18 protein-coding genes and 4 pseudogenes are annotated in these 17,235 nt (G+C 60.4%); 13 read left to right on the top strand and 9 right to left on the bottom strand.

What is annotated here, in order from left to right:
* The first annotated feature begins 33 nt into the window (after nt 1–33).
* The gene (locus AC0V2S_RS10295) at nt 34–612 is read left to right on the top strand and encodes a DUF3237 domain-containing protein (protein WP_475509656.1); all 579 of its coding nucleotides are present in this window, start codon (nt 34–36) and stop codon (nt 610–612) included.
* Nucleotides 613–731: 119 nt separating this feature from the next.
* Here AC0V2S_RS10295 and AC0V2S_RS10290 read toward each other — a convergent pair whose 3' ends face one another.
* Nucleotides 732–2,330 carry an arylsulfatase gene (locus tag AC0V2S_RS10290; protein ID WP_475509655.1) on the bottom strand — a complete coding sequence of 533 codons (1,599 nt, stop codon included), beginning with the start codon at nt 2,328–2,330 and terminating at the stop codon, nt 732–734.
* A 180-nt stretch (nt 2,331–2,510) separates the two neighbouring features.
* Here AC0V2S_RS10290 and AC0V2S_RS10285 point away from each other — a divergent pair, with 180 nt between their 5' ends.
* The 3 genes from AC0V2S_RS10285 to AC0V2S_RS10275 are packed head-to-tail and all read left to right on the top strand — an operon-like array spanning nt 2,511 to nt 3,902.
* Nucleotides 2,511–2,807: a hypothetical protein gene (locus tag AC0V2S_RS10285; RefSeq protein WP_475509654.1), complete on the top strand. Its 297-nt coding sequence runs from the start codon at nt 2,511–2,513 to the stop codon at nt 2,805–2,807.
* A gap of 46 nt (nt 2,808–2,853) precedes the next feature.
* On the top strand, nt 2,854–3,480 hold the full coding sequence (locus AC0V2S_RS10280) for a nucleotidyltransferase family protein (protein WP_475509653.1): 627 nt from the start codon (nt 2,854–2,856) through the stop codon (nt 3,478–3,480).
* Between the two features lie 59 nt (nt 3,481–3,539).
* Nucleotides 3,540–3,902: a DUF5064 family protein gene (locus AC0V2S_RS10275; protein WP_475509652.1), complete on the top strand. Its 363-nt coding sequence runs from the start codon at nt 3,540–3,542 to the stop codon at nt 3,900–3,902.
* A gap of 93 nt (nt 3,903–3,995) precedes the next feature.
* On the opposite strand, the gene AC0V2S_RS10270 is transcribed toward AC0V2S_RS10275, so the two are convergent.
* Together AC0V2S_RS10270 and AC0V2S_RS10265 are read right to left on the bottom strand one after the other, a co-directional pair.
* Nucleotides 3,996–4,406 (bottom strand): hypothetical protein, encoded by a 411-nt coding sequence (locus AC0V2S_RS10270; protein WP_475509651.1) that lies wholly within the window; start codon nt 4,404–4,406, stop codon nt 3,996–3,998.
* 445 nt (nt 4,407–4,851) lie between these two features.
* Nucleotides 4,852–5,574, bottom strand: a complete 723-nt coding sequence (locus AC0V2S_RS10265) for a zeta toxin family protein (RefSeq protein WP_475509650.1) — start codon at nt 5,572–5,574, stop codon at nt 4,852–4,854.
* Between the two features lie 262 nt (nt 5,575–5,836).
* Here AC0V2S_RS10265 and AC0V2S_RS10260 point away from each other — a divergent pair, with 262 nt between their 5' ends.
* From AC0V2S_RS10260 to map, 4 genes are all read left to right on the top strand, one after another.
* Nucleotides 5,837–6,796, top strand: coding sequence for an alpha/beta hydrolase (locus AC0V2S_RS10260; RefSeq protein ID WP_475509649.1), 960 nt, complete (start codon nt 5,837–5,839; stop codon nt 6,794–6,796).
* A 77-nt stretch (nt 6,797–6,873) separates the two neighbouring features.
* The gene (locus tag AC0V2S_RS10255; RefSeq protein WP_475509648.1) at nt 6,874–7,116 is read left to right on the top strand and encodes a hypothetical protein; all 243 of its coding nucleotides are present in this window, start codon (nt 6,874–6,876) and stop codon (nt 7,114–7,116) included.
* Between the two features lie 157 nt (nt 7,117–7,273).
* Nucleotides 7,274–7,486 carry a ParD-like family protein gene (locus AC0V2S_RS10250; protein ID WP_475509647.1) on the top strand — a complete coding sequence of 71 codons (213 nt, stop codon included), beginning with the start codon at nt 7,274–7,276 and terminating at the stop codon, nt 7,484–7,486.
* A complete protein-coding gene (gene map / locus AC0V2S_RS10245) occupies nt 7,483–8,244 on the top strand; it encodes a type I methionyl aminopeptidase (RefSeq protein WP_475509646.1) in 762 nt (253 codons plus the stop codon). The genes AC0V2S_RS10250 and map overlap by 4 nt, the downstream gene beginning before the upstream one ends.
* Here the strand turns inward: map and AC0V2S_RS10240 are convergent.
* Nucleotides 8,208–9,167 carry a LysR family transcriptional regulator gene (locus AC0V2S_RS10240; protein ID WP_475509645.1) on the bottom strand — a complete coding sequence of 320 codons (960 nt, stop codon included), beginning with the start codon at nt 9,165–9,167 and terminating at the stop codon, nt 8,208–8,210. The two genes, map and AC0V2S_RS10240, sit on opposite strands and share 37 nt — an antisense overlap.
* A gap of 100 nt (nt 9,168–9,267) precedes the next feature.
* On the opposite strand from AC0V2S_RS10240, the gene AC0V2S_RS10235 reads away from it, so the two are divergent.
* Nucleotides 9,268–10,071 (top strand): alpha/beta fold hydrolase, encoded by an 804-nt coding sequence (locus AC0V2S_RS10235; RefSeq protein ID WP_475509644.1) that lies wholly within the window; start codon nt 9,268–9,270, stop codon nt 10,069–10,071.
* On the opposite strand, the gene AC0V2S_RS10230 is transcribed toward AC0V2S_RS10235, so the two are convergent.
* On the bottom strand, nt 10,062–10,958 hold the full coding sequence (locus tag AC0V2S_RS10230; RefSeq protein ID WP_475509643.1) for an SDR family oxidoreductase: 897 nt from the start codon (nt 10,956–10,958) through the stop codon (nt 10,062–10,064). The two genes, AC0V2S_RS10235 and AC0V2S_RS10230, sit on opposite strands and share 10 nt — an antisense overlap.
* 99 nt (nt 10,959–11,057) lie before the next feature.
* Between AC0V2S_RS10230 and AC0V2S_RS10225 the strand changes: the two are divergent.
* Nucleotides 11,058–11,877: pseudogene (locus AC0V2S_RS10225) on the top strand (helix-turn-helix transcriptional regulator).
* A gap of 10 nt (nt 11,878–11,887) precedes the next feature.
* Here the strand turns inward: AC0V2S_RS10225 and AC0V2S_RS10220 are convergent.
* Nucleotides 11,888–12,821 (bottom strand): annotated as a pseudogene (locus tag AC0V2S_RS10220) (LysR substrate-binding domain-containing protein).
* Nucleotides 12,822–13,010: 189 nt separating this feature from the next.
* On the opposite strand from AC0V2S_RS10220, the pseudogene AC0V2S_RS10215 reads away from it, so the two are divergent.
* Nucleotides 13,011–14,116, top strand: a pseudogene (locus AC0V2S_RS10215) (MFS transporter).
* Here the strand turns inward: AC0V2S_RS10215 and AC0V2S_RS10210 are convergent.
* Nucleotides 14,113–14,346, bottom strand: a complete 234-nt coding sequence (locus AC0V2S_RS10210) for a helix-turn-helix domain-containing protein (protein WP_475509642.1) — start codon at nt 14,344–14,346, stop codon at nt 14,113–14,115. The pseudogene AC0V2S_RS10215 and the gene AC0V2S_RS10210 overlap by 4 nt on opposite strands.
* The gene (locus AC0V2S_RS10205) at nt 14,339–14,902 is read right to left on the bottom strand and encodes an AraC family transcriptional regulator (protein ID WP_475509641.1); all 564 of its coding nucleotides are present in this window, start codon (nt 14,900–14,902) and stop codon (nt 14,339–14,341) included. Before AC0V2S_RS10205 ends, AC0V2S_RS10210 begins: the two co-directional genes overlap by 8 nt.
* A gap of 233 nt (nt 14,903–15,135) precedes the next feature.
* Here AC0V2S_RS10205 and AC0V2S_RS10200 point away from each other — a divergent pair.
* Together AC0V2S_RS10200 and AC0V2S_RS10195 are read left to right on the top strand one after the other, a co-directional pair.
* Nucleotides 15,136–15,941, top strand: a pseudogene (locus tag AC0V2S_RS10200) (SLAC1 anion channel family protein).
* Between the two features lie 60 nt (nt 15,942–16,001).
* Complete coding sequence (locus tag AC0V2S_RS10195; RefSeq protein ID WP_475509640.1) at nt 16,002–16,241, top strand: hypothetical protein; 240 nt, start codon at nt 16,002–16,004, stop codon at nt 16,239–16,241.
* Nucleotides 16,242–16,544: 303 nt separating this feature from the next.
* On the opposite strand, the gene AC0V2S_RS10190 is transcribed toward AC0V2S_RS10195, so the two are convergent.
* The gene (locus AC0V2S_RS10190) at nt 16,545–17,075 is read right to left on the bottom strand and encodes an N-acetyltransferase (RefSeq protein ID WP_475509639.1); all 531 of its coding nucleotides are present in this window, start codon (nt 17,073–17,075) and stop codon (nt 16,545–16,547) included.
* Nucleotides 17,076–17,235: the final 160 nt, after the last annotated feature.

The raw sequence follows: 17,235 nt of genomic DNA, 5'->3' as shown, positions 1-17,235 counted from the left end.
CCGATTACGAGAGTTGCACCCATGAATACAGCAATGAATTCGCGCAGCGTCCTGCGTGTTGTGGCCAATCTGTGCCTGGCGTTTCTCGCCGCCTGGTTTTCGTCTGCCCAGGCGCAGGAACTGAAAGAAAAAATCCCCAACCGGCTGACCAATGAGCTGGTGCTGCAAATCGACGTACAACTCGGCCCGCGTGAAGAAATGGGCAAGGGCCCCGATGGCATGCGCATCAACTACCCGATCATTGGCGGCACGTTTACCGGCAAAGGCATGAAAGGCACCGTGGTGCCGGGCGGCGCGGATATGTCCGTCACCCGCGAAGACGGCGTGACGATGGTCAACGCCCTGTATCGCCTGAAAACCGATGACGGGCAGATCATCATCATCGACAACGCCGGCATCTGGCGCCTCAACGAATCGGGCCTGGCCAAGAAAGCCAAAGGCCTGGAACTGCGCGACATGAAAGAGAGCGACTTCTACTGCCGCACCACGCCCAAGTTCAAAACCCAGCCGGGGGCGAATGCATGGCTTAACGACTACATCTTTACCGGCACCATTGATGGGGTGAGTGAGCATGAGGTGCTGATCAGCGTGTACAAGATTGGCGGGGAGTAAGGTCTGAATCGGTAGCGCCTGTAGTTACCCCCTCACCCTAACCCTCTCCCCCAAGGGGGCGAGGGGACTAGACCGTGCATTGCACAGGCCCACCACTGGGGTGAGGTTTCTCTTGATCCTCACAACCCAATCTTCTTCGGCGGATACTGCTTGAACGTCGCCGCATGCGCCTTCATCTCCGCCGCCATCGACGCCAGAAACGCATTCATGCGATGCCCCACCGGGTACTGCTCTTTCGGGTCGATATACAAATTGAACAACCACGGCGCGAGCCCCGTGTCGGCCTTGGTGCTCATATCGATATCCAGCCACTGCGCCTGCGGCTGGGTAATTTTCAGGTGGATTTTGTACTCATACATGCGCATGGCCATCAGGTCGTAGCCGTTCCAGATGTACACCTTCTCGCGGTTGGATTTGCCGTTATCGGCCAGCAGAAAACTGCTCTGGTCGATGCCATCCATATAGCGGTCCTGGGGCAGCTTGTCGCTCGCACCGGCCAAGGCCAACGAGGTATTGAACAAGTCCATAAGGTCAAACAACCCATCGCTCTGCGTGTTCGGTTTGATCACGCCTTTCCAGTACGCAATCCCTGGCACCCGCACACCGCCTTCCCAAGCCGAGCTTTTCGCCCCGCGAAACGGCGTGTAGCCGCTGTCCGGCCAGCTATCCATTTGCGGGCCGTTGTCGGAGGTAAAGAAAATAAAGGTGTTATCCAGCACACCGGCCTTATCCAGCGCCGCCACGATCTGCCCCACATAGGCATCCACCTCGGTCACAGCATCGCGGTAGGGGTATTTGCTTTCGCTCTTGCCTTCAAATTCCTTGGACGGGAAGTTGTCGGCGTGGGGCTTCATAAAGGCATGTTCGAGAAAGAACGGCTTGCCGGCCTTGGCCAGCTCGGGGATTTTCTGCAGGGTGAACTGCGCCAGGGTGTGGTCGGCCTCGGCCATGTCTTCGATGCTGCGAATATGCGACACCTCTTCGGTTTTGCCGCCTTTCCAACCGTGAATCAGGGCGTCGCTGTCGCCGGTTTTACGCAGCATCTCCAGGCGTTCCGGGTTAAGCACCAGGTCGGGATAACGGCGCTTGTCGAACGCCTGCGACAACTCCTTCTGCGCCGGGTAGTAGCCGTAAAACTCCTCAAAGCCGATGTCCTGCGGGCGCATGCCTTCCACTTCACCCACATGCCATTTGCCCACCAGCAGCGTCTGGTAGCCCGCCGTATTGAGCAGGCTGGGCAGCGATATTTCATCGGCCCACGGGTTTTTCGTTAATTTGTCGCCGGCCAGAATCGGCCGGATCAGCCCGGTACGCGGCGGCAAGCGCCCGGTCAGAATGGCCGAGCGGGTCGGCGTGCAGGTGGGTTGGGAATACACCGAAGTCAGCTTCAGGCCTTCTTGCGCCAGGCTGTCGATACTTGGCGTCGAGGCGCCCACCACCGCGCCGCCGCCATACACGCCGGGGTCGCCCCAGCCCATGTCATCGGCCACCAGCCAGACAATATTCGGCCGTTTGCCGGTGCGCTTGTACAGCGCATCCAGCTTCTCCTGCACCGCTTGTTGCTGGGCGGGAAACACCAGCGCCGGCTCCATATGATCGGAGGTGCGCACGGCCTTGCTCATCGGGCTGGCCGCTACGAGCGTGGCGGCCAGTAAACAGCCGGCACCCAGGCCAACCATACGAAAGGTTTTGAGCGACAGCGGGTAGATAGCAACCATGACCATTCCTTCTGATCGTCCCCACAGGGCGGGTTTTTGATGTTGCGCAGGGCAACGCTCGGCTAAGCGTAGCCGTGCCTTGAACGGACGCACGTTGTGTGAAAACAACAATGGACGGCCCGCCGAAAAACGCCCTAGTCTCGACCGCGCAAACCTCCCGACGCAGCCCAAGGAGCAAGGATGTTCATCTTTATTGGCGAAGTGCTTGAAGGCATTCTGAGTTTTTTCGCAGACCTGTGGCTGGTGCGCAAAGTGCGCGCCCAAAACCAGCACCCGGAAAACAGCTGGCAAAAAGATGCGGCCGACCTGGCATACGTCGAATGGTGGCTGACGGCCGTGGCAACCGGCGTGGCCGTGTTGGGGTTTGTGCTGCTGTTCTACGTGTTTGGTTTGTCGTTCGGCGTCAGTTTCTTTTTTACTGCGGTGCCGGCGGGGCTTTACTGCGGCTATCGCTGGTGGAAATTGACCCGGGCCTGAGCGGCATGCGCCTTTCTCACCCAGTCCCGCGTTCCAAAGGTGGACCATGACATTGACTGCCAACCAGTTGGTCGCGCTCGCCATGACCAACCCCATCAACGCCGAACTCACCGCACGCCTGCCGTCGCTCGGGCTGGCGCAATGCCTGCTCACCGCCGGCTGCCTTTTCCAGGCCGTATGGAATCAGCAGGCACAGCGCCCGGCGGAGTGGGGCGTCAAGGATTACGACGTTTTTTACTTCGACCCGGACCACTCCTGGGAAGCTGAAAATGAAGTGATCCTGGCTGCCCAAGCGCTATTCCACGACCTCAATGTCAACGTCGAAATCAAAAACCAGGCGCGCGTGCACCTCTGGTACAGCGAGCGCTTTGGTCGGTCATATCCCCAACTGCAGTCCGCCCGAGACGGGGTTGACCGGTATCTGATCGCAGGAACTTGTATCGGGCTGGACGTAGAAACCGGTGAATTGTACGCACCCTTCGGCTTGGCCGATGTGGCCCAGGGCCTGCTGCGGATCAACCCCAACAACTCGCAGCCGGATCTGTTCGAGCAAAAAGCCAAGAGCTATCAGGCACGCTGGCCGTGGCTGAAAATTCTCGACCATAGCGGCCATTTACTGGCACCTGAGGTGGGTGTCAAAGGCTTTACAACCTACGAAAACAAACTAGCGTAGAACCCGTGGCTCGGCGCCCCGTCGCGCTCGCCAAGCACGTGTCTTCAGGAGGAAATAACGTGGCTACGTTCAAGCCTGGTCAACTTCATATCGAGCGTCATGCGCTCACGCCTAACGATGTCAGCTACAACCTGTGCCTCGACTACGAACTCTCCCAAGACGAGAAACTGGGCAAGGGCATGCTGTTTACGCTGCACGGCACCATTCAAGGAAAAGACATGAAAGAACCGTTTTTTCTGCCCAAAGACGAAGCCTATAACTTTGCCCGTAACGTGACGAAAATCGCCGAAAAGTATGGCGTGCCCAAAGCCCTGAGCAGCATTGGCTCAGCGCACAAGCACTACGACCTGATGTTCGAAGACGTGCGCGCGCAGTTGAATATGACTTCGGGTGATCCGATCAAGCCGGAGTTGTTTGAGTAGGGCGGGGAGCCCCAGGGGGAACTTCGGGACAGCGCTGGTAAAAAAGCCGCCAATTTGGCGGCTTTTTGTTGAGGGTTTGGCCGATAGCCGCCATCAAGGAAGCGTATAAAACTCCCAATCCATTGCGGTGGTGCCATTGTCGCGATAGCTGATGTACAGCACTTGCGCGTCATTGCTGTCGACAAAGGCATAGGGCCATTTGCCGTTGGCTTTTTTCATTTGCTGGTACAGCGGATCGAAGAAGTCACGGGTCTGGCCTTGTGGATCATAGGGCAGCTGTACATGGAAAATGGGATAGCGCCCGCCGTTGCAAAGCTCCACTCGCTCAAGGGGAATCTTGTTTTTCTCCAGCACCGCGCGGGTCGGATGCTTCCAGCTTGCCAGTTCGACGTCACGGCAATCGCTGACGACTTTGGTGTACAGCTCTGTATTCTCCAGGGCCGGCGGCGCCGCAGTAGCCAATCCCGGCAACACTAACAACAGCAAGGGAAGAAAACGCGCCACGGTGATTATCCGACGGGAGAGAGGCGGCCAGTGTAAAGGCAAAGGCCAGCGACTTGAGGGGATGGATTTGGCATCTCCTTTACCGGGTGCTCATCGCCACGATGGCTACATGAATGGCCCAAATCGGACAGAAGCGCGCAGCTGAATATGAATTCGGGTGATCCAATCAAAGCGAAGTTGTTTGGGCGGGCGGAGAGCGCGATGGAGGGGGATTCGTTTCAGCGCCTGTAGAAAAGCCGCCAATTTGGCGGCTTTTTGTTCAGGTCTGGAATCAAGAGCAGGATTGTTTTTCCCGGATACGTTCGGCTTCTTCGAGAACACGTCGCTGGCTATCGATAGCCTTGGACGACGCAGAGCTATACGCAGCGCGTTTTGCCGTTTCGGAGCTATTTCTAAAAAAGCTCGACAGGGGGCTGCCTGCGACCTCTGGAACCGTTTTCATGTATTAGCCCTCGGTTAAAATTTGATCAAGTTCGTTAGGAGAGTATCCAACGCTAACCAGAGCGTCAATTTCTGCTGCGTCAGCGTTTAGTTCTACGTGCTCGTTAGTCCCGTCGATGTCCTTGATGATTACGTCCACGTTTAACTGTAGGCGGAACGTTTTCTTTAGTTCCTTTACGGCTTCTCTCGCCGCGAAGAGTTGCCTAATAAATTCAGATTTCGGGATGTTCCTGCCCTCTGTGATCTCCCGTGCTTTCACAAAATCCCATGCCAAATGGGGCTGCTGGTACACATAAACAATCGTCACGGCACGATTGTGTCGCAGCGACCGCTCAATGTTCCTGCGTGCAACCTCCAAGTTGGACAAGGTTCCATCAAGCAAGAAGGACTGGCGTTGGTGCAGAACTAAATCATGAAGGCGCTCGACTATGACGTTAACGCCACGCTGGAACAGGCGCGAATTGTTTCCGGCGTACTCTGGGAAATAGGGTCGTAGATCATCAGGATCGATTCGAAGTGCCTTGCCTCCTTTCTCATCAATGGCGGAAATGAGCGATTTGGAAACCTCGGTTTTCCCAGCCCCAGGAGAGCCTGCCATGAATACAGAAACAGGATGATCTTCACCGGGAAACGTTTTTACGCATGCAAGCTGTCTGGCGATGATTGTCCTGTTAGCTTTCGCAAACGCTATCGCCCGAGCCTCAATTGCTGATTCCTCTTCGGTCATGGTCTACCTCTCGCTACTTGAGGATTGCTTCCTCCTCCGGTTGGCACTTACCTGATTTTTCACAGATTTGGCGGGCTGGCGGTAGTCGTCCTACGATCAAGAAACGCAGGGCAAACGCTCAAGATACGGGAGGACGTATCGCTTCAGCGGGCTCCGGCAATGGGCTGCTTGCTGCCTTGCCTGAAGCGCTTCATCCAGTAGTAATCGGAACTCCTTACGCCATTCTTTCTCAGACGTACAGGTTGATCACGAGCTTAAAAAATTGGCTACCCACCAACTGCCTCCCGCCACCCCTCAAGAATCCGCCCAAGTGCAGCGCTTCAACAAAACGCTAGCCTGGCTCCCCCGTTTCCGTATCCGCAACCGCCTGGCACCCATGGCCATCCAGGCGCTGCTGCGCGTCAGCCAAGTAGGCGGCGCACGTAAACTGACGCGCCACGGGCTAAACGCAGAAACGCGGATAGTGGGCGAGGGCCGTGTGCCGGTGCGCATCATTCGCCCCCAACGTGAGCCCAAAGCAGTGGTGCTCGACTTTCACGGCGGTGGTTGGGTGATCGGCAATGCGCAGATGAACGACGACCTGAATATCGCCCTGGTCAACGCCTGCAATGTGGCGGTGGTGTCGGTGGATTACCGGCTGGCGGTCTCCACGCCGATTGAAGGGTTGTTGGCCGACTGCCTGGACGCAGCGCGCTGGCTGCTCAGTGACAGCTGCGACCTGTTCCAGGGGCTGCCGGTAATCGTGGTGGGTGAGTCGGCCGGCGGGCACCTGGCCGTGGCGACGCTGCTGGCCCTCAAAGCCTGGCCCGAAATGCTCGCGCGGGTGAACAGCGCCGTGTTGTATTACGGCGTTTACGACCTGACGGGAACCCCCAGCGTGCGTACAGCGGGCCCGCAAACACTGGTGCTGGACGGGCCGGGCATGGTGGAAGCCTTGCGTATGCTGACGCCCGATCGCACCGATGAACAACGCCGGCAGCCGCCGTTATCGCCGCTGTATGGCGACCTTACCGGTATGCCGCCCGCGCTGATGTTTACCGGCGAACTGGACCCGCTGCGTGACGACACGCTCCAGCTCGCCGAGCGCTGGCAGCACGTAGCCGCAGTCGAAAGTTACTTGCTACCTGAGGCGCCCCATGGGTTTATCCACTTTCCGACGCTGATGGCAGATCGGGTGCTGGCGTACAGTCGCCAATGGATGACACGGCAACTCAACGCCTGACCGTTGAAGCACGCAAACCCTGCGTGCCCGTCCATGGGTGTTACAGTGGCGGGGCATATAGCCTAAAGGAAACGCCCATGAGAGCCAGTCACTTCAGAAACAGAACGACCGGCAAGGAAGTCTACGCCAAGGTTGGCGTTGAACTGTCAGACCTACCCAAGGAAGCCCGTGCCTATTTGGGCACCGACGAAATTACCAGCGGCACCATGCAATACCACCTGGGCGACACCTGGATGGGCGGCCCGAATATCACCCAGCTGATCGAAGACTTGAAAACCAAAGGCTTCCACGCACACACCATCGTCATGCCAAAAAGCTGATCCGCTACTGCGTCATCCCCTTCAAAAAATCAAAGCCCAAGCCTCTCCTGCACCGTGCGGGGAGGGTTGTGCGTTGATGTCCGCTTCACCTTCCAATCCCCACTTCTATATGGTTAATATACGAAACGTATATAGATCATATTCAGGTAAAAAAACCGTGGGCATTGTAAATATCGACGAAGACCTGCACGACCAACTGCGCAAAGCCAGCGGCGTGTCGTGCCGTTCCATCAATGCCCAGGCGGCGTTCTGGATCAAGATTGGCATGCTCTGCGAAATGCACCCGACGCAAAGCTTCAACGAAATTGTCGTGCGCGAACTGCAAGCGGCCGGCGTTGCCCCGCAAGCTCTCAAAGTGGTCAACGCATGACTAAACGGCCCGAAGAAATTGCCGTGATGGCCGAAGCTGGCCGTTTGTTGGCGTCGGTGTTTACCTACCTCGACGGGCTGCACCTGATCGGCATGTCGACCCTGCAGGTAAACAACCTCGTCGACAGTTTTATCGTCACCCAGCTCAACGCCCGCCCGGCCAGCAAAGGCCAATACGGCTTTGCCTACTCGCTCAACAGCTCACCCAACCATGTGGTGTGTCACGGTGTGCCATCGGCAACGGATGTGCTGCGAAGCGGCGATATCGTCAATTTCGATATCACCCTGGAGAAGAACGGCTACATCGCCGACTCCAGCAAAACCTACCTCGTCGGTGAAGTCGCCGCGCCGGCCAAGCGGCTGGTGCAGGTGACCTACGAGGCCCTGTGGAAAGGCATCAACACCGTGCGCCCCGGTGCGCGGCTGGGCGATATCGGCCACGCCATCGAAACCCATGCGCGCCAGCATGGCTACTCGGTGGTGCGCGAATACTGCGGGCACGGCATCGGCCGCGAAATGCACGAACCGCCGCAAGTGCTGCACTGGGGTAAACCGCGAACCGGGCTGGTGCTGCGAGAAGGCATGGTGTTCACCATCGAGCCGATGCTGAACCTGGGCGTGGCGGATGTGCGCACGCAGAAAGATGGTTGGACTGTGGTAACCCGTGACGGGCAGTTGTCGGCGCAGTTTGAGCACACGGTGGCGGTGACCAGAGACGGTGTTCAGGTGCTCACGCTGCGGCCTGAGGAGCGTTGCTGAAGGCCGGGTATCTGCCCCAACTCAGCCTCCATCAGCGGCGAATGCGCCTGCAGAAACTCCCATAATTCAGCCGCCACTGGCCCATGCGGCCGATCGCGCCGCCGGGCGACCACCAGGTCTTCCACCACGCCGGGAAGATGCCGACCGGCGATAGACAGCAAGCGGCCATCCGCCAATTCCTCGTTGATCAAGAAGCGCGGCAAATGCCCCCACGCCATGCCGTGGGCGATCAGCTCTTTTTTCATCAGCATGTCCGGCACCGAACACTGCGGCGCGCCGCTGACCAGAAAGTGCCCGGCCTCCAAGGGTTGCTGCGCGCTGTCGCGGATAACGCATTGGGTCAGGCCCTGCATCTGTTCGGGGGTAAGTGCCGCGCTGGCGGGGAAGGGCAGAAAGCCCGGCGCCACCACTGGCACCATGGCGACCTTGCCGAGGTCGAGCCACTCCAGCCGGACATCGCCTTTGGGGATGCGGTGCACGATAAGGTCGGCTTCGTCGTTTAGCAGTGATTGCCAGGGGCCGGTCACGGTTTCGAAGTGCAGGTGCAGTTGGGTCTGCGGTCGGCTGCCGAAGAACTGGCCCAACAACTTCAGTACCGGTGACAGCGGGCAGAGGTCGCCGAGCACCACGCGCAGCGCGGTCTCCTGGCCCATGGTCAACTGTGCGGCGTAGCGTTTGAGGTCGTCGGCTTCGTGCAGCAGGGTTTGCGCACGGCGGTAGAGCGCCATGCCTTGCTCGGTGGCGCGCACGCGGTAGCCAGAGCGGTCGAGCAGGGCGACGTTTAGCTGGCTCTCCAACCGCGCCACGGCGGCAAACACCGAAGGGTGGGAACGGTGCAACTGCTCGGCCGCTGCCTGAAAGCCGCCGTGCTGAATTACTGCCTCGAAGCACTGCAGATCGTGGAGCGTAAAGGGGCTGGACACTGTTCTTATTGCCTACAAAGAAGGTAGAAACTTTGTAATTTAAGTCGATAAAGCCGCTTTCTACGATAGGCCCTCACTTCAACTGCACAGGGCCGCCCCCATGACCGCTCAACCTCGCTTCTTCATCACCGGCGACGGCATTCGCCTGGCCTACCAATTCGACGGCGACCCGCGTTTACCGCTGCTGCTGTTATCCAACTCCATCGGCACCGACCTGCATATGTGGGACGAGCAACTGGCACTGCTTACCCAAGCCTTTTACGTGCTGCGTTACGACGCCCGCGGGCACGGCGCATCGGATGCGCCGCCCGGTGCGTATTCGATGGATCGGCTAGGCCGCGATGTGCTGGAACTGCTCGATACGTTGCAACTGGAGAAAGTGCATTTTCTTGGCCTGTCGCTGGGCGGTTTCGTGGGGCAATGGCTGGCCATTCATACCCCGCAGCGCATCGACCGGCTGGTGCTGTCCAACACCGCCGCCTACCTCGGCCCGCCCGCCGTTTTTGATGCCGCCATCCGCCAGGTGCTGGACGCGCCGGATGTGCACGAAACTGCCGAGACCTTTATGCACAACTGGTTTCCCGTTGCGCTACTGGAAAACCCGAGCGCGCAGATCCAGCGTTTTCGCACTACCTTGCAAACCACCTCCGCCCTCGGCCTAGCCGGCAGTTGGGCAGCGGTACGCGACGCTGATTTGCGCTGCACCGCCCAGCTGATCGACACCCCGACACTAGTGATTGCCGGCGAGCACGACACCGTCACCTCGGCTCGCCATGGTGAAGAACTGGCGGCCGCGATACCCGGCGCCGCGTTCACCCTGATGCCGACGGTGCACCTGTCCAACGTGGAGCAGTCTGAACAGTTTGTGGCGCACGTGGCGGCGTTTTTACAGGCTCACGCCTGACCATCGCGCAAGCCGGTGGCGATATCTGCCAGCAACCCCGGCCCGGTCGGCTGCCAGCCCAAGCGCTCGCGGGTTTTGCTGCTGGAAGCGGTCATGTCCTTGCCGACAAACCCGAACAACCACCCAAAATGCTCGGCCGCTTCTTCAGGCGACAACGCCACAGTCGGCACGCCAAGCCCCTGGCCCACCGCTTCAGCGATGTCGCGAAAGGCAATCGCCGACTCGGCCGTGCCGTGGTAACGGGCGCCGGGCTGGGCTTTTTCCAGGGCCAGGCGGTAGAGCAGGGCAGTGTCGGCGACGTGGGCGGCCGACCAATTAAGCAGGCCGTCGCCGATATAGGCCGACACACCTTTTTGCCGCGCCAGGTCGATCACATAACTGACCAGGCCATGGCGCAGCGGGTTATGAATCTGCGACAGGCGCATCACCCCCACATTGACCCCGCGCTCGCTCAGCGCATGGCCGGCCACTTCGGAGGCCACGCGAGGATTGGGGTGGTTGAGGTTTACGTAATCTTCATCAGCCGCCTGGCCTGGCCCGGCTGAGCCGATGGGCGTGCCGGAGGTGATGAGTAGCGGCCGCTGCGACCCTTCCAACACGGCACCGAGGGCGGCAATGACGCGCGCATCTTTCGCGCAGTTGGCAACAAAGGTGGCGAAGTTGTGATCGAACGCGGTGTGGATGATGGCATCGCACCCCTCGGCGCCACGTTGCAGGCCGGGCAGGTCTTCTATGTCGCCGCGGTAGGCTTCGGCGCCGATGCTCAGCAGCTTGCGGGTGCCGGCGTCCGAGCGGGTCAGACCCACCACCTGATGGCCAGCGGTGAGTAATTCTTCGGCCACGTGGGCGCCGATAAAGCCAGTTGCACCAGTCAAAAATATGCGCATGGGTCAATTCTCTCTTTGCGGGAGTGGCCAGCGTGCGCGTAGTGTTTAACCGGTAAAAGCCGTGACGTTATCAGGGTATAAGCACTAACAGGGTGGTGAATGAACGAGCGAGCCGAGCAGCTACTGGGTACGTATTTGAAAGACTGCCGCGCGCGGCTGGACCCGGCCAATTTCGGCTATTCCAACGCCCGCCGCCGCACCCCCGGTCTGCGCCGTGAAGAGGTGGCGCAGCGCGCCAATATCAGCGCCACCTGGTACACCTGGCTAGAGCAAGGGCGCGGCGGCGCGCCCTCGGCCGAGGTGCTCAACCGTATTGCGCAGAGCCTGCTGATGACCGAACCCGAGCGCGAGCACCTGTTTCTGCTCGCCTTCGGCCATCCGCCGGAAGTGGTGTACCGCGCCCCCGAAGGCGTGACGCCGCGGTTGCAGCGGGTGCTGGATACCTTCGAGTGCAGCCCCGCCATTATCAAAACCGCCACCTGGGATGTACTGGCCTGGAACCGCGCCGCCGCTGCCGTGTTTACCGATTACAGCCAGTTGCCGCCGGAGCAGCGCAATATCCTCCGGCAGATTTTTCTAAACCCCGACTCACGCGCGCGACAGGACGACTGGCAAGGCATGGCGCGCTTTATCGTCGGCGCGTTCCGTGCCGATGCCATTCGCGCCGGTGCCACCTCGCAAGTGAGCAAGCTGGTGGACGAACTGTGCAGCCAGAGCGCCGAGTTTGCCGAGTTTTGGAGTGACAACGATGTGCGCGTGCACGGCGAAGGCACCAGCGCCTGCACCACTCCAGCGTGGGGGTGATCGAACTGGAGTACTCGGGGTTTGCTGTGGATGGCCGGCCGGACCTGGGATGATCGTTTACAACCCGGCATCCACCGCCGATGCCGAGCGGGTGCGGGCGTTGATGCAACAGTAAGACGCGCCGCTTACCCAGTCGCCGGCCGTTTGCGCCGCCCAGCAGACAGCTGGTTTTCAGCCGTTGGAAACACCCGCGCACAGAGAAAATCCACAAACGCGCGCACCTTTGGCGACGCATGTTTGCTGGCCGGCCACAGCACATGAAACACGCCCGTGCGTTCCACGTACTTATCCAGCACGCTGCACAACCTGCCCTCGGCCAGGGCTGCTTGATCGAGAATTCCGGCAGGTAAGCGATCCCCAGCCCAAGCTGCGCAAAGCACACGCGGGTTTCGATGTTGTTGCAGATCATGGAGGTGGGCAGGGCAGTTCGGGCTCATCGCTTGCCCGGCGCAACGCCCAGGTTTCCAGTTTTCCGCTGTTGGGAAAACGGTAATGCAGGCAGCTGTGTTCCAGCAGATCGGCCGGCACCTTGGGCGTGCCGCGCTGCGCCAGGTAGTCGGGCGAGGCCACCAGCAGCGAACGGAATGAACCGAGCGTGCGCGCCGACAAACGCGAGTCGGTTGGTGCGCCGGTTCTGACCACCACGTCGAAACCTTCTTCGATCACATCCACCAGGTTGTCGGTGAAATCCAGGTCCAGCTCGATGGCCGGGTACTCGCGCATAAACTCGGCAAGCACCGGCAGCACAAGTGAACTGACCAGGGGCAGGCTGACCCGCAGGCGCCCGCGCGGGGCGGCGGCGGTTTGCGACAGCTCCAGTTGCGCCGCCTCGATTTCCGCCAAAATCCGCCGGCTGCGTTCCAGAAACAGCGTGCCTTCGGCGGTCAGCGTCACGCTGCGGGTGCTGCGGTGAAACAGGCGCACGCCGAGCTTTTCTTCCAACCGCACCACGCTTTTGCCGATGGCCGAAGCCGACACCCCCCAGCAGCCGGCCAGCGGCGACAAAACGCGCGTTTCCGCCACCTGCACAAACACTACAAAGCCGTTCAGGCTGTCCATGCGGCGCCTCCATTGCGGACGTTATGTTCCGCTCAAACAGGAACTCTACCCCACTTTTTCTTAATCCACGGCTTTCTATGGTGGCGGGCATTGCCATTTATTGAAGGACATTGCGGTGACCGCTTCCGAGGTTGCGCTACCCCTAGCCCCGCCAGACCGATTGCCGTGGGCGCCGTTGCTGGCCTGGCCATGGCCGCGTTTATCACCATTCTCACCGAGGCGTTGCCGGCCGGGCTGCTGCCGCAGATGGCCCTCGGGCTGGCGGTTTCCGAGGCCTGGGTGGGACAGACCGTTACCGTTTACGCCATCGGCTCACTGCTCGCCGCGATGCCGTTGACGGCGGCCACGCAAGGCGTCCGCCGGCGCCCGCTATTGCTGGCGGCCATCGCCGGTTTTGCGGTCGCCAACACTGTCACCACGCTGTCGGAGAGCTTCGCTGTGACGATGGTGGCGCGGTTTCTGGCCGGGGTGTCGGCGGGGCTGCTGTGGGCGCTGCTGGCCGGCTATGCCGCTCGCATGGTGCCCGAGCAGCAGAAAGGCCGCGCCATTGCCATCGCCATGATGGGCACGCCGCTGGCGCTGTCACTCGGCGTGCCGGCCGGCACCCTGCTGGGCCAGGTGCTGGGCTGGCGCATGTGTTTTGGCATCATGAGCGTGCTGGCCGTGCTGCTGATGGTGTGGGTGCGCCTTAACGTGCCGGACTTTGCCGGCCAGGCCGCGGGCAAGCGTCTGGCGTTGCGGCACGTGTTCACGTTGCCGGGTATTCGGCCGGTGCTGTTTGTGGTGCTGGCATATGTGCTCGCGCACAACATTCTCTACACCTACATCGCCCCCTTCCTGCTGCAGGCCGGCCTGCTGAATCGTACAGACCTGGTGCTGCTGGTATTCGGCATCACCTCGCTAGTGGGCATCTGGGTTATCGGCGTGCTGGTCGACCATCACCTGCGCGCGCTTACCCTGGCGAGTACCGCGTTGTTCGGGCTGGCGGCGCTGGTGCTGGGCGTGGCTGGCAGCGAGCCCATGGCGGTGTATCTCGCGGTCGGCGTATGGGGGCTGGCGTTTGGCGGGGCGGCAACCTTGTTTCAAACCGCACTGGCCAAAACGCCGGCGAGGCGGCCGATGTTGCGCAGTCCATGCTCGTTACCGCCTGGAACCTGGCCATTGCCGGCGGCGGTATCGTCGGGGGTTTATTGCTGACCCGTTTCGGCGTAGGGGCGTTCGCGCCGACGGTATTGGTGCTGCTGCTGGCTACGCTCGTAGTGGCGTGGGCCGCTAAACAAAACGGCTTTCGCTAGCGCGCAAACCGCCGCCGATACTCCACCAAACTCACCCCCAACCGCCGCCCGAACGCCCGCCGAAACCCATCCACATTGCCGTAGCCCACGGCATCGGCCAGGCGCTTGGCCGGCAGCTCGGTTTCTTCGGCCAGACGCCGCGCTGCATCGATGCGCGCGTTCTCGACAAACTCCGCCGGCGTGGTGCCGGTTTCGCTGCGAAACGTACGGGCGAAATTGCGCTCACTCATGCCCGCCTGGGCGGCCAGCGTCGGCACCGACAAGTCGCCGCGCAAGTTGGCCAGCACATAATCCTGCAACTCGCGCACGCTGGTTTTTTCCGCCGTCTGCGCCGCCAGGTGCGCACTGAACTGGCTCTGCCCACCGGGGCGTTTTTAAAAACATCACCAGCGCCCGCGCCACTTTTAGCGCCAGGTCGCGCCCGTGGTCGGCTTCCACCATGGCCAGCGCCAGGTCCATGCCCGCCGTCACCCCGGCCGAGGTAAACAGCTGGCCGTCCTGCACATAAATGGCATCGGCCTCGACGCTCGTGCCGGGGCACTGCGCGGCGAGGATGTCCGTCGAATTCCAATGCGTCGCCACCCGTTTGCCCTCCAGCAACCCGCTGGCCGCCAGCACAAACGCGCCGGTACACACCGAGCCCACCCGGCGCACGCTGCCGGCCCGCTCGCGCAGCCAGGCCTGGAGCGGAGCGTCGCTGGCCATGTCGGCGAGGTTGGGGCTGCCGGCCACCAGCAAGGTGTCGATAGCACCGGAATACGTCGCTGCCACGGCATCCACCAACATGCCCAGGCCGCTGCTGCTGCCAGCATGCCGGTCTGCGTGCTGAGCAACGTCACCTCATACGCATCGGGCTGGCCCACTGCTTGGCCGCCTCGGCAAACACATCGGCCGGCCCGGCTACGTCAAGCAGCTGAAACGGGGGAACGCAAGAATGGCGATACGCATGGCAGACAATGCTCGGGATATGGCGGAAAACGTCGGGTTCTAGCGAACACACCGCGCGGAGTTTGGCTTAAATGACGCAACATGCAAAACAGCCAAAGGAGAACGCCATGCAGCCTTCCACCACCACCGCGCCACCGACTACCCGCTACTGGCCCGCCGAGGCCTCGATACGCCATTTACCCATCAACCTGTTCGCCTCGGTGATGGGCCTGTCGGGTCTGGCCCTGAGCTGGCGCCTGGCCCACGACAGCCTCGGCGCGCCGGCCATCATCGGCGAAGCCATTGGCGCGCTGGCCGTGCTCGTGTTTGTGCTGCTCGCCGCCGGCTACCTGACCAAACTGGCCAAATACCCGAAGACCGTGCACAGCGAATTTCACCACCCCATTGCCGGCAACTTCTTCGGCACCATCGTTATTTCGTTGCTGCTGCTTTCCGCTGTTATTGCCCGTACAGCAGCGCGTTCGCCAGCAGCCTGTGGACCTCCGGCGTCATCGCCACGTTCGCCCTCAGTTGGGTAGTCGTCTCGCGCTTGCTCAAAGGCCAGGTAGACGCCGCCCACGCCGTACCCGCCTGGCTAATCCCCGGCGTGGCCACCCTCGACATCGCCGTTACCGGCGGCCATATGCCGATGGCCTGGGCCGCCGACATCAACCTGTTCGCCTGCGCCGTGGGCACCATGCTGGCGCTGCTGTTGCTCAGCGTGATCTTCAGCCGCCTGGTCCACCGCGAAGCACTGCCACCGGCCATGACGCCGTCGCTGATGATTCTGGTGGCACCGTTTGCCGTGGGCTTCTCGCCTACACCAACATCATCGGCGGCATCGACCGGTTTGCCGGGCTGCTCTACTACTTCGCGCTGTTTATGTTTGCCGTGGTAGCACCCAAGGTATTTCGTCGTGGGGTGCCGTTTACGGCGCCTGGTGGGCCATCAGTTTCCCATGGCGGCGCTGGCGAGTGCAGCGCTGCGCTACGCCGAGTTTCACGGCGGGTGGGTGTTGTGGGTGGTGGCGGTTGGGTTGCTGGCGGCGCTGACGGTGGCGTTAGGGGTGTTGATGGTTAAGACGGTGCGGATGGGGGTTAGTGGGAAGTTGTTGTGGGGTAGGGACTTTAAACAATTACCGATCAGTAACTATTCGGAAAAGTCGGCGGTGAGCGTCGCGAATATTACCCATCGGTAACTGACCCAATATCGAGTCGGTCACTTAATTTGCCCCTTCTGATTCTCAGCCAATATAAAAACCGCCCGCAGGCGGTTTTAAAACTGCTGGTAATTAAGAGCGAGCGCTTGCCCCGGCCATCAGCCCAGTCGGCTCCAGTTCCCTGCCGCGACTAGCTGCGACCGGAACATGCGGCGTTGGCCTTCAGTAGGGCCGCCGATCAAGCGAAGGGCTTCTGCGTTGAAGAACGCTACCAACGCAGGTTTTTGGGATTTTTTCTTGCTACGCATAGACACCTCTGTGCCATGTGTGAATGGGGCGATGTTAGGCGTCGGCTAGTGAAATCACAAGCCGACGCTCATCGTCATATACAAATCCAAGCTCCTGGTAGAGCGGCACAGCGCCTCGGCTGGGGTCTTCAATTTCGATAAATGCCAGCTGGCAAGCACGTCCGTAGTTGCCGACAGCAGCCATGGCTAGCGGCATGACGTATCCCTTGAGGTGATGGGTTTTCCCCGGCTTCCCCTCAAGCAAGATGACTGTGATTTGTATGGCACTCTTGCGAGGTGTCGCATAACACATGCCACACAGCTGTGGGCCAAACCAGATAGATAGGTCGAAGCCTTTTAGATCTCGCCCCTTCCATTTAAGAACATCTCCCCACGGATAGAGCGTGGCGTCGTCGCCCCAATAGGACGAAGCATCGATAGCTTTTTGAGTAATTGGCTCAAGACGTACTTGACCGACATCTACCCCGTCCTCTAGCACGTTTGGGTCGCTGGCGAAGGCATCTAACGCGAGTTGCATGGCTGTAGAGCGATATAGCTGATACTTCAAGCTGTTGAATTTGGCCATGCGCATTCCTTGCCGAGCAGTAAATTGGCCCGTTCATATTTGCCGCTGGACATCCTCTTTTTAAGCCGCCTTCCCGTCTATGAGACGGTGCTCGTGATGCGCGTATGCTCTTCTTTTAAACCATGCGAAATATCTTTCCAGTGGTAGCGCGACTGTCCTC

It is taken from the genome of Pseudomonas sp. CC11G (assembly GCF_056174845.1).
This window is presented reverse-complemented; position numbering and strand designations above follow the sequence as displayed.

Excerpts from the sequence above, each read along its gene's own strand:
- AC0V2S_RS10295 (WP_475509656.1), top strand. The coding sequence starts at position 34 with ATGAATTCGCGCAGCGTCCTGCGTGTTGTGGCCAATCTGTGCCTGGCG.
- AC0V2S_RS10290 (WP_475509655.1), bottom strand. The coding sequence starts at position 2,330 with ATGGTTGCTATCTACCCGCTGTCGCTCAAAACCTTTCGTATGGTTGGC.
- AC0V2S_RS10285 (WP_475509654.1), top strand. The coding sequence starts at position 2,511 with ATGTTCATCTTTATTGGCGAAGTGCTTGAAGGCATTCTGAGTTTTTTC.
- AC0V2S_RS10280 (WP_475509653.1), top strand. The coding sequence starts at position 2,854 with ATGACATTGACTGCCAACCAGTTGGTCGCGCTCGCCATGACCAACCCC.
- AC0V2S_RS10265 (WP_475509650.1), bottom strand. The coding sequence starts at position 5,574 with ATGACCGAAGAGGAATCAGCAATTGAGGCTCGGGCGATAGCGTTTGCG.
- AC0V2S_RS10255 (WP_475509648.1), top strand. The coding sequence starts at position 6,874 with ATGAGAGCCAGTCACTTCAGAAACAGAACGACCGGCAAGGAAGTCTAC.
- map (WP_475509646.1), top strand. The coding sequence starts at position 7,483 with ATGACTAAACGGCCCGAAGAAATTGCCGTGATGGCCGAAGCTGGCCGT.
- AC0V2S_RS10235 (WP_475509644.1), top strand. The coding sequence starts at position 9,268 with ATGACCGCTCAACCTCGCTTCTTCATCACCGGCGACGGCATTCGCCTG.
- AC0V2S_RS10230 (WP_475509643.1), bottom strand. The coding sequence starts at position 10,958 with ATGCGCATATTTTTGACTGGTGCAACTGGCTTTATCGGCGCCCACGTG.
- AC0V2S_RS10210 (WP_475509642.1), bottom strand. The coding sequence starts at position 14,346 with ATGAGTGAGCGCAATTTCGCCCGTACGTTTCGCAGCGAAACCGGCACC.
- AC0V2S_RS10205 (WP_475509641.1), bottom strand. The coding sequence starts at position 14,902 with ATGTTGGTGGATGCCGTGGCAGCGACGTATTCCGGTGCTATCGACACC.
- AC0V2S_RS10195 (WP_475509640.1), top strand. The coding sequence starts at position 16,002 with ATGGCGGCGCTGGCGAGTGCAGCGCTGCGCTACGCCGAGTTTCACGGC.
- AC0V2S_RS10190 (WP_475509639.1), bottom strand. The coding sequence starts at position 17,075 with ATGGCCAAATTCAACAGCTTGAAGTATCAGCTATATCGCTCTACAGCC.